The following is a 14778-nucleotide window of genomic DNA, read 5'->3' as shown; positions in this document are numbered from 1 at the left end:
TAAATCTATATTCCTGCTTACACCCAAAAGCCTCAATTAAGAGGCTTAAGGATGTTAATTACAACAAGTTAACTACTCAGGCACACTCACAAGTGTGACTGCTGGTGGACAAGTAACTTTTGCAATTTTTATATATCCAAGCGAAAATGTAACCATTTCACCACTTTGACATCTATACATACCTTTGTTGTTAGTTTTGCCTTCGTAGCTATAAATGTCTGTTGAGTAGCCTAAGCCTTTTATCACAGGGGTCTTCCAGTTTCCTTGTATTGCCTTTGACTCATACAGTTCTTTAAAGGCAACTTTAGCGGCCTCTGCATGTTCTTTTGCCAGTTGTGCGTTCGCATTTGCTGACTGTTTTCTGGTAGTGTCTGTTTCACTAACATCATTTGCGGATTCTTCTGCCTTATTTGCGGCCTCAATGGCGTCATTTTTCGCCGCAAAACCATCGGCAACAGTCGTGGCTGACTTTGTGGTTTCTTTGGCAGTATGGGCAGTTTGAGTATGTATTTCAGTATCCCTTTCTGCTTTTATAGATTTTTCCTGCATCTGCAACTCAAAGGATTTTGGAAATTCTAAACTGTCAAACTGTGCTTTTGCCGCATCAGTAAGGTCTCCACTAAAGTTATAGAGTACCTTGCTTAAATAGGCTTTTAAGTCTGCTAGATTTACTGTTACGGTTGAATCTTCTGTCATGATTGTATAGATGAGAGCAAGTTTCTTGCGATCATCGTTTTGGCTGGAACTTAAAGTGATATTAACATATCCTCCATTTACCTTAACAACTTGACAAGCATTATCGGTCAAACTACAACCCATCCCATAATCAAAGCCAGCACTCCAAACTAAATCTTTATCGAAAGTCATGTCAAGTGTTCCGCTTTTGCTATTTCCCGAAAGGGAAGTGCTGGCCTGAATGCTTTGCATTGTAGAAGGTTTAAGTCTAGGTAAATCCAGTGTATCAATTTGAGTTTGAAGATGACTGGACACATGTGGGTAGAAATTGGTAAATATTTTACTTAAACTGGCTCTTAAATCTCCTAAATCTATAGTCATTGTAGAGCGCTCTACATTCCCTCGATAGGTTATTCGGAGATTCTTATTTCCAGCGTTTAAATCAGTCATAATCACACTGGCGCTTACATATAAACCATCTACTTTAAGTAGTTCATTCAATTGTGCAGTTGTGGCAACTTCATTTTTCCAACTTAAAATCCTATCAAATTCAATATCAATCTTCACTACATTGTCTTCATCAGATGCGCTAATGTTTTTCATTGTACTTGCGTTGCCGTCATACAGTGGGAGTGACAAGTTGTCAAACTGTGTTTGTGCATCGGAACTTATTTTGCCATCATAATTAGCATAATATTTTTTTAGGCTTTCTTTCAATTTTGAAAGGTTTGCTTTAAGGGTTGTGGCACTTGGTATGTTGTTATGCGAGAACCATAATGTTTTTCTATTGTTACCTATGGTTACTTTAAAGAAATCATTATTGTCATTAAGAGTAAAGGCATCACGGTCATAATCATGTGCATTGGAAAACAGAGTTGGGTCTCCGTATAGCGAGTGTGAGAAGTCTAATTGTAACTTTATTCCACTTGCTCCTGTATAGTGTAGTTTTGCACCAGTTATTTCTGAATTGGGACTCTTGGGGAAATCCAAAGCATGCCACCATATTTCAGCATTATCATCTGTTGTTATATCGAGTAGTTTTTCATTGTAAAGGCGGAAACTGTCATAAAATGTGTGATAAAGATCACCCCAAGACATAGTTATATTCGGCGAAGGTGGGAGATTTTTGTATTCAAATGTTAATTTTATTCCCGCATCGTCTAGCCACCCATCTACTGTAATATACTGCCCATAAAGCTTCATAAGTTTACTGTATTGATGGACATCATGATCCCATCCACTTCCCTTGCTGGTTTTAGGGTTTTTTATTCCATGCTCCGTATTGGCGCCAAATCTAATCGTATTTGTTTCGGCGTTGTACCATGTCCATACTGAAGTGAGTTCTACCTTTACTGGAAATTTTGCAAAATCCGAAAATTGAAACGCATTGGATACAACCGGCATTAGCGATGCCATTAGCACTACAGCAAGTAGTGTTTTTTTCATAAATTCTTTCATAATATTTTCCTGTTATCTTTACTTTAAGTTTTAGTTATTTTCGCAATTATAAGTTGCTGGGAACTCATCATTTTTGCTGGTGATATAGTGTTTCCATCCTGAGTATAGGAGGAATTCTGATTGACACTTATCTGGCGTGCTTACAGTATCGGTATTGATACCACCAGCAACGCCTGAACTAAGAATAGTGATTACTTGCGTGTTTATATCGTTACTAGCAAATAAGTCAATGTCTTTTGTTGCTTGTAATTGTGCGTCTGTGAAGTGTACAGAGATATAGCCACAATCTTTTTTGTTAAATTCATCTGTTATTTGTTGAATGCCAAATTCTGCTCTAGGGTGTGCTGCATTTTCTGCATTTACCGATGCGCAGTTATCGTTTTCTACATAAGTGATAGGTGATGGTACTCCTGGGCGATTGAACAATCCAAATAACAATTGCGTTATTTTTACGCCTTTGTCTGTGGGTATAAGTGCCCATCCTGCTGCTTTATTGGCGTCGTAGTCTATTCTCTCTTCTGCCTTTTGTGCCATTACTCTTCGCTCTGTTGGCAATCTGTCAAATAATATTTTAGTGGACTCTTTAGCATCAAATGCATTCTTTTGATACTCTATTGCTGAGTCATTAGAACTATTGGCGGATTGCACATAATCTTGAGCATTGGTTTCATTGGGTCTAATTCTCTGTGCTGAATTGTGAGCAACGACCGCTGCATCATATGCTGACTTAATTTTCTGTGCTTTTCTAATGGCATCGGTGTAAGCATTTACTGTTTTAGCGTATTCTGTGGCGACTACATCCCAATCTTGACTATTAAAGAATTGTAAAGCCACAGTTGCTGCAGTAGTTGCATTGTTAGCTGCAATGCTTAAAGGCACTAATGATAGTGTTGCTAGTCCTGCTTGCTTTTTTGCTTCATCGACATGGGCGTCTGCTGCGTCTATTTGTGCTTGAGTTAGTCCAGTAGTATCGTCATTGCCGCCGCCGTTACCGTTGTCATTGCCACTGCCACCGCCGTTACCGTTACCGTTACCGTTGTCATTGCCACTGCCGCCGCCGTTACCGTTGTCATTGCCACTGCCGTTGTCATTGTCATTGTCATTGTTGTTGCCATTAAGGGCAGTCCAAGCATCTTCTGCTTTTTTTGCTTCTTTCTCAGCTTCGTTGTGGTAATGAGTTGATCCAAGTGCACCTGTGTCAACAGTTTCTGCTTCATCGGCAAAGGCTCTAGCGTTGTCTGTGTTGGCTTCATTGGCTGCGTTACGAGATTCTACTGCGGCTTGATGAGTTTTGTTTTTAGCGACTAACACTGCTTCTAAGGCTACATTGGCAGAGTTTTTAGCGTTTTCTGCATCGTTTACGGTTGTTGCATTTTGAGCGTTAACAGCAAATTGCTTTACCTCTTGGTATTTTGTTCGTGCTGTTGTGTTTGCTAATACTGCTTCGTTTCTTTTTGTTAACGCAAGCCGTTCTGCTTGTGATGCGACATCAGTGATAGTACCAGTAGTGCTATCGGTGGTGGTAGTGTTAGTGGTAGTGTTGGTAGGATTCTTTGAGGGATTATCATCTGAACATCCGAACATCGTTAGTGCTATCAGTGGTAAAAATATTGCTCTTGTTAAATTTTTCATGTTACTTCTTTCCTAGTTTAAAAATTGATTAAATCTATATTCCTGCTTACACCCAAAAGCCTCAATTAAGAGGCTTCAGGATGTTAATTACAACAAGTTAACTACTCAGGCACACTCACAAGTGTGACTGCTGGTGGACAAGTAACTTTTGCAATTTTTATATATCCAAGTGAAAATGTAACCATTTCACCACTTTGACATCTATACATACCTTTGTTGTTAGTTTTGCCTTCGTAGCTATAAATGTCTGTTGAATAGCCTAAGCCTTTTATCACAGGGGTCTTCCAGTTTCCTTGTATTGCCTTTGACTCATACAGTTCTTTAAAGGCAACTTTAGCGGCCTCTGCATGTTCTTTTGCCAGTTGTGCGTTCGCATTTGCTGACTGTTTTCTGGTAGTGTCTGTTTCACTAACATCATTTGCGGATTCTTCTGCCTTATTTGCGGCTTCAATGGCGTCATTTTTCGCTGCAAAACCATCGGCAACAGTCGTGGCTGACTTTGTGGTTTCTTTGGCAGTATGGGCAGTTTGAGTATGTGTTTCAGTATCCCTTTCTGCTTTTATAGATTTTTCCTGCATCTGCAACTCAAAGGATTTTGGAAATTCTAAACTGTCAAACTGTGCTTTTGCCGCATCAGTAAGGTCTCCACTAAAGTTATAGAGTACCTTGCTTAAATAGGCTTTTAAGTCTATTAGATTTACTGTTACGGTTGAATCTGCTGTCATGATTGTATAGGTCAAAATAAGCTTCTTGCGATCGCCTTCTTGATTGGTACTTGAAGTAACATTAACATATTCTTCATTTACCTTAACAACTTGACAAGCGTTACCATCTAAACTACAACTTGAATCATAGCCATACCCCTCTTGCCAAACTAAATCTTCATCGAAAGTCATGTTAATCACTCCGTACCTTCTGTTTCCTGAAGGGAATATATCAGCCTGAATACTTCCTATTGTAGAAGGTTTACGCTTAGGTAAATCCAGTGTATCAATTTGGCTCTGAATATGGCTAGATATATGTGAATAAAAATTAGTAAATACTTTAGTCAAACCAGATCTTAAACTGCCTAAATCTATAGTCATTATAGAACGCTCCACATTCCCTTCATAGGTTATCTGAACATGCTTATTTCCAGCTCCTAAATCAGACATGACCATAGTGGCATCTACATACACATCATTTAACTTAAATAGTTTATCTAGTTGTATAGTTGTGGAAACTGCATTTTTCCAATTTAAAACTCTGTCAAATTCAATGTCAATCTTTACTAGATTGCCTTCACTTGATGCAGTAATGTTTTTCATTCTGCTGGTATTGTTGTCAAACACGGGGAGCTGCATTTGCTCTAGAAGTATTTCTGTCTTTCGTTCTATTTTGCCATCATAGTTAGCATAATATTTTTTTAAGCTTTTTTTCAGTTCTGGGATACTCATTTCGAGAGTTGCGTCATCCGGTATATTTTCATGCGAAAGCCATAATGTTTTTCTATTGTCTTCTAGGGTTACTTTAAAGAAATCCTTATTACTATTAAAAGTAAAGGCATCACGCTCATATTTATATGCATCGGCATCTAGAGTTGGATCTCCATATAATTCATGTGAGAAGTTTAATTGTAACTTCATTCCACTTGCTCCTACATGGTGTAATTTTGCAGAAATTATTTCTGAATTGGGACTCTTGGGGAGATCCAAAGCATGCCACCATATTTCAGCATTATCATCTGTTGTTATATCGAGTAGTCTTCCATTGTAAAGGCGGAAGTTGTCATAAAATGTGTGATAAAGATCACCCCAAGACATAGTTATATTCGGCGAAGGTGGGAGATTTTTGTATTCAAATGTTAATTTTATTCCCGCATCGTCTAGCCACCCATCTACTGTAATATAATGCCCATGAAGCTTCATAAGTTTACTGTATTGATAGACATTATGATCCCGTCCACTTCCCTCGCTGGTTTCAAGGTTTATTATTCCATGCCTCGTATTAGCACCAAATCTCATCGTATTTGTTTCGGCGTTGTACCATGTCCATACTGAAGTGAGTTGTACCATTACTGGTGCGTTGTCAAGATTCCCCGGTGTAAACGCATTGGATACAACCGGCATTAGCGATGCCATTAGCACTACAGCAAGTAGTGTTTTTTTCATAAATTCTTTCATAATATTTTCCTGTTATCTTTACTTTAAGTTTTAGTTATTTTCGCAATTATAAGTTGCTGGGAACTCATCATTTTTGCTGGTGATATAGTGTTTCCATCCTGAGTATAGGAGGAATTCTGATTGACACTTATCTGGCGTGCTTACAGTATCGGTATTGATACCACCAGCAACGCCTGAACTAAGAATAGTGATTACTTGCGTGTTTATATCGTTACTAGCAAATAAGTCAATGTCTTTTGTTGCTTGTAATTGTGCGTCTGTGAAGTGTACAGAGATATAGCCACAATCTTTTTTGTTAAATTCATCTGTTATTTGTTGAATGCCAAATTCTGCTCTAGGGTGTGCTGCATTTTCTGCATTTACCGATGCGCAGTTATCGTTTTCTACATAAGTGATAGGTGATGGTACTCCTGGGCGATTGAACAATCCAAATAACAATTGCGTTATTTTTACGCCTTTGTCTGTGGGTATAAGTGCCCATCCTGCTGCTTTATTGGCGTCGTAGTCTATTCTCTCTTCTGCCTTTTGTGCCATTACTCTTCGCTCTGTTGGCAATCTGTCAAATAATATTTTAGTGGACTCTTTAGCATCAAATGCATTCTTTTGATACTCTATTGCTGAGTCATTAGAACTATTGGCGGATTGCACATAATCTTGAGCATTGGTTTCATTGGGTCTAATTCTCTGTGCTGAATTGTGAGCAACGACCGCTGCATCATATGCTGACTTAATTTTCTGTGCTTTTCTAATGGCATCGGTGTAAGCATTTACTGTTTTAGCGTATTCTGTGGCGACTACATCCCAATCTTGACTATTAAAGAATTGTAAAGCCACAGTTGCTGCAGTAGTTGCATTGTTAGCTGCAATGCTTAAAGGCACTAATGATAGTGTTGCTAGTCCTGCTTGCTTTTTTGCTTCATCGACATGGGCGTCTGCTGCGTCTATTTGTGCTTGAGTTAGTCCAGTAGTATCGTCATTGCCGCCGCCGTTACCATTGTCATTGCCACTGCCACCGCCGTTACCGTTACCGTTGTCATTGCCACTGCCGCCGCCGTTACCGTTGTCATTGCCACTGCCGTTGTCATTGTTGTTGCCATTAAGGGCAGTCCAAGCATCTTCTGCTTTTTTTGCTTCTTTCTCAGCTTCGTTGTGGTAATGAGTTGATCCAAGTGCACCTGTGTCAACAGTTTCTGCTTCATCGGCAAAGGCTCTAGCGTTGTCTGTGTTGGCTTCATTGGCTGCGTTACGAGATTCTACTGCGGCTTGATGAGTTTTGTTTTTAGCGACTAACACTGCTTCTAAGGCTACATTGGCAGAGTTTTTAGCGTTTTCTGCATCGTTTACGGTTGTTGCATTTTGAGCGTTAACAGCAAATTGCTTTACCTCTTGGTATTTTGTTCGTGCTGTTGTGTTTGCTAATACTGCTTCGTTTCTTTTTGTTAACGCAAGCCGTTCTGCTTGTGATGCGACATCAGTGATAGTACCAGTAGTGCTATCGGTGGTGGTAGTGTTAGTGGTAGTGTTGGTAGGATTCTTTGAGGGATTATCATCTGAACATCCGAACATCGTTAGTGCTATCAGTGGTAAAAATATTGCTCTTGTTAAATTTTTCATGTTACTTCTTTCCTAGTTTAAAAATTGATTAAATCTATATCCTGCTTACACCCAAAAGCCTCAATGAAGAGGCTTAAGGATGTTAATTACAACAAGTTAACTACTCAGGCACACTCACAAGTGTGACTGCTGGTGGACAAGTAACTTTTGCAATTTTTATATATCCAAGCGAAAATGTAACCATTTCACCACTTTGACATCTATACATACCTTTGTTGTTAGTTTTGCCTTCGTAGCTATAAATGTCTGTTGAGTAGCCTAAGCCTTTTATCACAGGGGTCTTCCAGTTTCCTTGTATTGCCTTTGACTCATACAGTTCTTTAAAGGCAACTTTAGCGGCCTCTGCATGTTCTTTTGCCAGTTGTGCGTTCGCATTTGCTGACTGTTTTCTGGTAGTGTCTGTTTCACTAACATCATTTGCGGATTCTTCTGCCTTATTTGCGGCCTCAATGGCGTCATTTTTCGCCGCAAAACCATCGGCAACAGTCGTGGCTGACTTTGTGGTTTCTTTGGCAGTATGGGCAGTTTGAGTATGTATTTCAGTATCCCTTTCTGCTTTTATAGATTTTTCCTGCATCTGCAACTCAAAGGATTTTGGAAATTCTAAACTGTCAAACTGTGCTTTTGCCGCATCAGTAAGGTCTCCACTAAAGTTATAGAGTACCTTGCTTAAATAGGCTTTTAAGTCTGCTAGATTTACTGTTACGGTTGAATCTTCTGTCATGATTGTATAGATGAGAGCAAGTTTCTTGCGATCATCGTTTTGGCTGGAACTTAAAGTGATATTAACATATCCTCCATTTACCTTAACAACTTGACAAGCATTATCGGTCAAACTACAACCCATCCCATAATCAAAGCCAGCACTCCAAACTAAATCTTTATCGAAAGTCATGTCAAGTGTTCCGCTTTTGCTATTTCCCGAAAGGGAAGTGCTGGCCTGAATGCTTTGCATTGTAGAAGGTTTAAGTCTAGGTAAATCCAGTGTATCAATTTGAGTTTGAAGATGACTGGACACATGTGGGTAGAAATTGGTAAATATTTTACTTAAACTGGCTCTTAAATCTCCTAAATCTATAGTCATTGTAGAGCGCTCTACATTCCCTCGATAGGTTATTCGGAGATTCTTATTTCCAGCGTTTAAATCAGTCATAATCACACTGGCACCTACATACAAACCATCTACTTTAAGTAGCTCATTCAATTGTGCAGTTGTGGCAACTTCATTTTTCCAACTTAAAATCCTATCAAATTCAATATCAATCTTCACTACATTGTCTTCATCAGATGCGCTAATGTTTTTCATTGTACTTGCGTTGCCGTCATACAGTGGGAGTGACAAGTTGTCAAACTGTGTTTGTGCATCGGAACTTATTTTGCCATCATAATTAGCATAATATTTTTTTAGGCTTTCTTTCAATTTTGAAAGGTTTGCTTTAAGGGTTGTGGCACTTGGTATGTTGTTATGCGAGAACCATAATGTTTTTCTATTGTTACCTATGGTTACTTTAAAGAAATCATTATTGTCATTAAGAGTAAAGGCATCACGGTCATAATCATGTGCATTGGAAAACAGAGTTGGGTCTCCGTATAGCGAGTGTGAGAAGTCTAATTGTAACTTTATTCCACTTGCTCCTGTATAGTGTAGTTTTGCACCAGTTATTTCTGAATTGGGACTCTTGGGGAAATCCAAAGCATGCCACCATATTTCAGCATTATCATCTGTTGTTATATCGAGTAGTCTTCCATTGTAAAGGCGGAAGTTGTCATAAAATGTGTGATAAAGATCACCCCAAGACATAGTTATATTCGGCGAAGGTGGGAGATTTTTGTATTCAAATGTTAATTTTATTCCCGCATCGTCTAGCCACCCATCTACTGTAATATAATGCCCATGAAGCTTCATAAGTTTACTGTATTGATAGACATTATGATCCCGTCCACTTCCCTCGCTGGTTTCAAGGTTTATTATTCCATGCCTCGTATTAGCACCAAATCTCATCGTATTTGTTTCGGCGTTGTACCATGTCCATACTGAAGTGAGTTGTACCATTACTGGTGCGTTGTCAAGATTCCCCGGTGTAAACGCATTGGATACAACCGGCATTAGCGATGCCATTAGCACTACAGCAAGTAGTGTTTTTTTCATAAATTCTTTCATAATATTTTCCTGTTATCTTTACTTTAAGTTTTAGTTATTTTCGCAATTATAAGTTGCTGGGAACTCATCATTTTTGCTGGTGATATAGTGTTTCCATCCTGAGTATAGGAGGAATTCTGATTGACACTTATCTGGCGTGCTTACAGTATCGGTATTGATACCACCAGCAACGCCTGAACTAAGAATAGTGATTACTTGCGTGTTTATATCGTTACTAGCAAATAAGTCAATGTCTTTTGTTGCTTGTAATTGTGCGTCTGTGAAGTGTACAGAGATATAGCCACAATCTTTTTTGTTAAATTCATCTGTTATTTGTTGAATACCAAATTCTGCTCTAGGGTGTGCTGCATTTTCTGCATTTACCGATGCGCAGTTATCGTTTTCTACATAAGTGATAGGTGATGGTACTCCTGGGCGATTGAACAATCCAAATAACAATTGCGTTATTTTTACGCCTTTGTCTGTGGGTATAAGTGCCCATCCTGCTGCTTTATTGGCGTTGTAGTCTATTCTCTCTTCTGCCTTTTGTGCCATTGCTCTTCGCTCTGTTGGCAATCTGTCAAATAATATTTTAGTGGACTCTTTAGCATCAAATGCATTCTTTTGATACTCTATTGCTGAGTCATTAGAACTATTGGCGGATTGCACATAATCTTGAGCATTGGTTTCATTAGGTCTAATTCTCTGTGCTGAATTGTGAGCAACGACCGCTGCATCATATGCTGACTTAATTTTCTGTGCTTTTCTAATGGCATCGGTGTAAGCATTTACTGTTTTAGCGTATTCTCTGGCGACTACATCCCAATCTTGACTATTAAAGAATTGTAAAGCCACAGTTGCTGCAGTAGTTGCATTGTTAGCTGCAATGCTTAAAGGCACTAATGATAGTGTTGCTAGTCCTGCTTGCTTTTTTGCTTCATCGACATGGGCGTCTGCTGCGTCTATTTGTGCTTGAGTTAGTCCAGTAGTATCGTCATTGCCGCCGCCGTTACCGTTGTCATTGCCACTGCCGTTACCGTTACCGTTGTCATTGCCGCCACCGTTACCGTTGTCATTGCCACTGCCGTTGTCATTGTCATTGTCATTGCCATTAAGGGCAGTCCAAGCATCTTCTGCTTTTTTTGCTTCTTTCTCAGCTTCGTTGTGGTAATGAGTTGATCCAAGTGCACCTGTGTCAACAGTTTCTGCTTCATCGGCAAAGGCTCTAGCGTTGTCTGTGTTGGCTTCATTGGCTGCGTTACGAGATTCTACTGCGGCTTGATGAGTTTTGTTTTTAGCGACTAACACTGCTTCTAAGGCTACATTGGCAGAGTTTTTAGCGTTTTCTGCATCGTTTACGGTTGTTGCATTTTGAGCGTTAACAGCAAATTGCTTTACCTCTTGGTATTTTGTTCGTGCTGTTGTGTTTGCTAATACTGCTTCGTTTCTTTTTGTTAACGCAAGCCGTTCTGCTTGTGATGCGACATCAGTGATAGCACCAGTAGTGCTATCGGTGATGGTGGTAGTGTTGGTAGGATTCTTTGAGGGATTATCATCTGAACATCCGAACATCGTTAGTGCTATCAGTGGTAAAAATATTACCCTTGTTACTTCTTTCATTATCAACTTATAAAATTATTACATATAAAATCTATAAAGATTATATCAGACTTTAATGGCTTTTGCTATAAGTTTTTTAATAATCTAATGAGTTTTGATATTTGGGGTTGGAACAGGTGCTATATATGTTAATGCAATAAAATGATGGGATAATTTCATCGCTACTTTTGTTAAGATCCTAATTGAGCCCCCTATTTTTAGACGCGGATGTTGAATAAAATTGGCTTTTTAGTTAATTATTTATGCCTAATGCAGGGGTTTTTCCACATTGTGCATAGAAGTGAGGAGTAATATATCTTCCTCTACTAATTGAGGGTAGCAACCTAAAGCTTATTGTTTTGAAACGAAAAAGGCAATTAGAACAGATACCAGTAAATATATTGCGTTGGATAATCTCGTTAGAGTGATAACTTTTGTGGATGAAATTACAACTTTACTAGGAAAACACTTAAAAAAAAGCGCTAAAATCCCTGTCTGGTGCTTTTGAATCAGAAGGTATAATATTTAAAGTTACAAAGATGTTACTTACTATTAGAAACCTTTGCATAAATATGGATGATTAGCAAAATTCAATTTTTATCCACTTGGTAATTTTCTTAAATCTTGTCCTAGCAGGGCTAAGGCTGGGTTTAAAAAATTACCAAGTGGATTCTTGATGATTATTCATATTTATGCAAAGGTCTCTATTAGATAATGAATGATGGTAAATTGACGCTTGAAGGTATCCCTAGTGTTTGGCAAAATCATATCTATTTATCATAACTTAAACCCTGAAAAAACAACTTATGAAAAAACATTATCTACTTATTGCCTTGCTTATTTGGACTTTTGCAGATGCTTCTGCAACAATTTTTCCAAGTGAAGAAGAGCAACGAGAACTATTTGCCAACAATGGTGAAAGCGAAAGAGAGGCCGCAAAGTTAGCTCATTCTGAAAAAATGAGCGAACAAACGCAAGGAATAGAGCTCACTCAAGAAGAAAAGGCATATTTTAGGGACTACACAACTAATAGTGATGATTTTATCAATGATTACCTTAAAGGAGCTGAGGATGACGATGATATCACCATAGATTTTTACCAAGCAAGAATAAAAGGCTTTTCTGAGGCACTGGATAAACTCCCACCTGCTAACAACAATATTTATCGTGGAAGTTCTTCGGCTGGGTCATCGGGAAATGGAAAACCTTATTACGATCTTGACGGGGAAGTCCCTAAAATAACAGAAGGAGATTTTGTCGTCACTGACAAATTCACTTCTTTTTCGTATAGTTTTGAAGAGGCTTCAGAGTTTTCAAGAAGCAGTGGAATGACAAATGATATAGGGATTATTTTTGGCGTTGAAAACTCAAAAGGCTCAGTTCCGATTGCCCCTTATTCAGTTGAGAACGAAGCAGAGGCGTTGACCAAGCCAGGACAACTATACAAAGTCAAAGAAACAAAAAGTTACAAAGGTTTTATAGATGATGAAGGGGTTGAAAAAAGAATGGTAACTGTTGAACTTGAAGAGCAAGAGACAGCACCCGAAGGTGCAAAGGTATTTTTTATGAGCAAAGGCAGTACCGTCAATCAAGAAAAATTTGAAATATTTAAAGAACGATTGGGGGATGAAAACGAACATTTAATTCCCGACTCGTTGAAAAATAATATCAATGTTAAGGAAGAGTGCATCCCTTAAAAGAATAAACGATACCATTTTTGACAATGGTATTATAATCATCAAGTATTTTTACTGTCAATACTTGGAATGAGGATGAGTACCAGATTGTTTGGTTTATTTTTGAAAACGGTATAATTAAAATCCAAAAGATGTTTTGTATCATTCTATCAAGACTTCGGTATAAATATGCAGTAAAATTTGGTCGCATTAAATCGCCACTAAAAGAATTATCATGCAAAAAAACATTATTTCAACAAAACAGAGACCTTTGCATAAATATGGATGATTAGCAAAATTCAATTTTTGCCCAATTGGTGATTTTCTTAAACCTTGTCCTAGCAGGGCTAAGGCTGGGTTTAAAAAATTACCAAGTAGGTGAAAAGTGGATTCTTAATGATTATTCATATTTATACAAAGGTCTCAAACAAAGTGCCATAAAGTAATTGACACTTATTTATAAACAGTAGTAGTAACTGGCGAGGCAACTGTTTATCTTTCAAGGCAAATTCCTTTGATGCCTGAGATGATGAAAATGGTTAAAGGTGATATTAATGAACAGACTCATCAGTGTTTAAGAATGTAACAGCGGTGTGTAATGAATGACGGTAAATTAACGCTTGAGGGCAACCCTTTAAGCTTTGTAAATATATGGTATTTGGCAAAATCATATCTATTTATCATAACTTAAATCTTAAAAAAATAACTATATGAAAAAACATTATCTACTTATTGCTTTACTTATTTGGACTTTTGCAGATGCTTCTGCAACAATTTTTCCGAGTGAAGATAAACAACGAGAAATATTTACCAACAATAGTGCCAGCGAAAGAGACAAAATAAAATCAGTCTATTCTGAGAAAATGAGAAAACAAACGGAGGGACTGGAGATTACTTCAGAAGAAAAACTATACTTTGATGGATACACAGTTGATAGCAATAGTTATATAAATAATTACCTTAAAGATGGAGCTGGAAGTAGTGCGCCTGAATCTATAGAAGTCTACCAAGCAAAAATAAAAAACTTTTCTGAGACGATGAATAAATTCCCACCTTCTAATAGCAATATTTATCGTGGAAGTTCTTCGACTAGGTCATCGGGAAATGGAAAACCTTATTACGATCTTGATGGGGAAGTCCCTGGAATAACAGAAGGAGATTTTATCGTCACTGACAAATTCACTTCTTTTTCGTATAGTTTTGAAGAGGCTTCAGATTTTTCAAGGACAGGTGCAGTGGAAAACGATATCGGGGTTATTTTTGGCGTTGAAAACTCAGCCAATTCAGTCCCGATTGCTCCTTATTCAGTTGAGGACGAAGCGGAGGCATTGACCAAGCCAGGACAAATATACAGAGTCAAAAAAACAACAAGTTACAAAGGTTTTATAGATGATGATGGGATTGAAAAAAGAATGGTAACTGTTGAACTCACAGAGCAAGAGATGGTTCCCGAAGATGCAAAGGTATTTTTTATGAGTGAAGGCAGTGCCATCAATAAAGAAAAACTTGAAATATTCAAAGAGAGATTAGGGGCTGACAATGAGCATTTAATTCCCGACTCGTTGAAAAATAATATCAATGTTGGGGGAGAAGGGTGTGCTCCTTAAAAAAATAAACGATAAATAAGACTGGTTTTGTGAGACCTTTGCATAAATATGGGTGATTAGCAAAATTCAATTTTTGCCCAATTGGTGATTTTCTTAAACCTTGTCCTAGCAGGGCTAAGGCTGGGTTTAAAAAATTACCAAGTGGGTGAAAAGTGGATTCTTGATGATTATTCATATTTATGCAAAGGTCTCTTTGTATAAAAAAAAGTCAATTA

General features: G+C 38.1%; 9 protein-coding genes. 2 read left to right on the top strand and 7 right to left on the bottom strand.

Going from position 1 to position 14778, the window contains the following annotated elements:
- Positions 1–72: 72 nt before the first annotated feature.
- From MS2017_RS01555 to MS2017_RS01530, 6 genes are all read right to left on the bottom strand, one after another.
- On the bottom strand, positions 73–2133 hold the full coding sequence (locus tag MS2017_RS01555) for a hypothetical protein (protein WP_122951035.1): 2061 nt from the start codon (positions 2131–2133) through the stop codon (positions 73–75).
- Between the two features lie 30 nt (positions 2134–2163).
- Positions 2164–3765: a hypothetical protein gene (locus tag MS2017_RS01550; protein WP_122951034.1), complete on the bottom strand. Its 1602-nt coding sequence runs from the start codon at positions 3763–3765 to the stop codon at positions 2164–2166.
- Between the two features lie 101 nt (positions 3766–3866).
- A complete protein-coding gene (locus MS2017_RS01545; protein ID WP_164707561.1) occupies positions 3867–5873 on the bottom strand; it encodes a hypothetical protein in 2007 nt (668 codons plus the stop codon).
- Between the two features lie 84 nt (positions 5874–5957).
- Positions 5958–7541 (bottom strand): hypothetical protein, encoded by a 1584-nt coding sequence (locus tag MS2017_RS01540; protein WP_122951032.1) that lies wholly within the window; start codon positions 7539–7541, stop codon positions 5958–5960.
- 100 nt (positions 7542–7641) lie between these two features.
- The gene (locus MS2017_RS01535) at positions 7642–9702 is read right to left on the bottom strand and encodes a hypothetical protein (protein ID WP_122951031.1); all 2061 of its coding nucleotides are present in this window, start codon (positions 9700–9702) and stop codon (positions 7642–7644) included.
- Between the two features lie 30 nt (positions 9703–9732).
- The gene (locus MS2017_RS01530) at positions 9733–11301 is read right to left on the bottom strand and encodes a hypothetical protein (RefSeq protein WP_164707536.1); all 1569 of its coding nucleotides are present in this window, start codon (positions 11299–11301) and stop codon (positions 9733–9735) included.
- Positions 11302–12086: 785 nt separating this feature from the next.
- Here MS2017_RS01530 and MS2017_RS01525 point away from each other — a divergent pair.
- Both MS2017_RS01525 and MS2017_RS01520 read left to right on the top strand, forming a co-directional pair.
- Complete coding sequence (locus MS2017_RS01525) at positions 12087–12977, top strand: ADP-ribosyltransferase (RefSeq protein WP_071563494.1); 891 nt, start codon at positions 12087–12089, stop codon at positions 12975–12977.
- Positions 12978–13666: 689 nt separating this feature from the next.
- The gene (locus MS2017_RS01520) at positions 13667–14563 is read left to right on the top strand and encodes an ADP-ribosyltransferase (RefSeq protein ID WP_122951029.1); all 897 of its coding nucleotides are present in this window, start codon (positions 13667–13669) and stop codon (positions 14561–14563) included.
- On the opposite strand, the gene MS2017_RS01515 is transcribed toward MS2017_RS01520, so the two are convergent.
- Entirely contained in the window at positions 14532–14738 is a 207-nt protein-coding gene (locus MS2017_RS01515; RefSeq protein ID WP_122951028.1) for a hypothetical protein, read from the bottom strand. The two genes, MS2017_RS01520 and MS2017_RS01515, sit on opposite strands and share 32 nt — an antisense overlap.
- Between the last annotated feature and the right edge of the window lie 40 nt (positions 14739–14778).

This window comes from Bathymodiolus thermophilus thioautotrophic gill symbiont (genome assembly GCF_003711265.1).
Lineage (GTDB): Bacteria > Pseudomonadota > Gammaproteobacteria > PS1 > Pseudothioglobaceae > Thiodubiliella.
This window is presented reverse-complemented; position numbering and strand designations above follow the sequence as displayed.

Excerpts from the sequence above, each read along its gene's own strand:
- MS2017_RS01555 (WP_122951035.1), bottom strand. The coding sequence starts at position 2,133 with ATGAAAGAATTTATGAAAAAAACACTACTTGCTGTAGTGCTAATGGCA.
- MS2017_RS01550 (WP_122951034.1), bottom strand. The coding sequence starts at position 3,765 with ATGAAAAATTTAACAAGAGCAATATTTTTACCACTGATAGCACTAACG.
- MS2017_RS01530 (WP_164707536.1), bottom strand. The coding sequence starts at position 11,301 with ATGAAAGAAGTAACAAGGGTAATATTTTTACCACTGATAGCACTAACG.
- MS2017_RS01540 (WP_122951032.1), bottom strand. The coding sequence starts at position 7,541 with ATGAAAAATTTAACAAGAGCAATATTTTTACCACTGATAGCACTAACG.
- MS2017_RS01525 (WP_071563494.1), top strand. The coding sequence starts at position 12,087 with ATGAAAAAACATTATCTACTTATTGCCTTGCTTATTTGGACTTTTGCA.
- MS2017_RS01520 (WP_122951029.1), top strand. The coding sequence starts at position 13,667 with ATGAAAAAACATTATCTACTTATTGCTTTACTTATTTGGACTTTTGCA.
- MS2017_RS01515 (WP_122951028.1), bottom strand. The coding sequence starts at position 14,738 with ATGAATAATCATCAAGAATCCACTTTTCACCCACTTGGTAATTTTTTA.
- MS2017_RS01535 (WP_122951031.1), bottom strand. The coding sequence starts at position 9,702 with ATGAAAGAATTTATGAAAAAAACACTACTTGCTGTAGTGCTAATGGCA.
- MS2017_RS01545 (WP_164707561.1), bottom strand. The coding sequence starts at position 5,873 with ATGCCGGTTGTATCCAATGCGTTTACACCGGGGAATCTTGACAACGCA.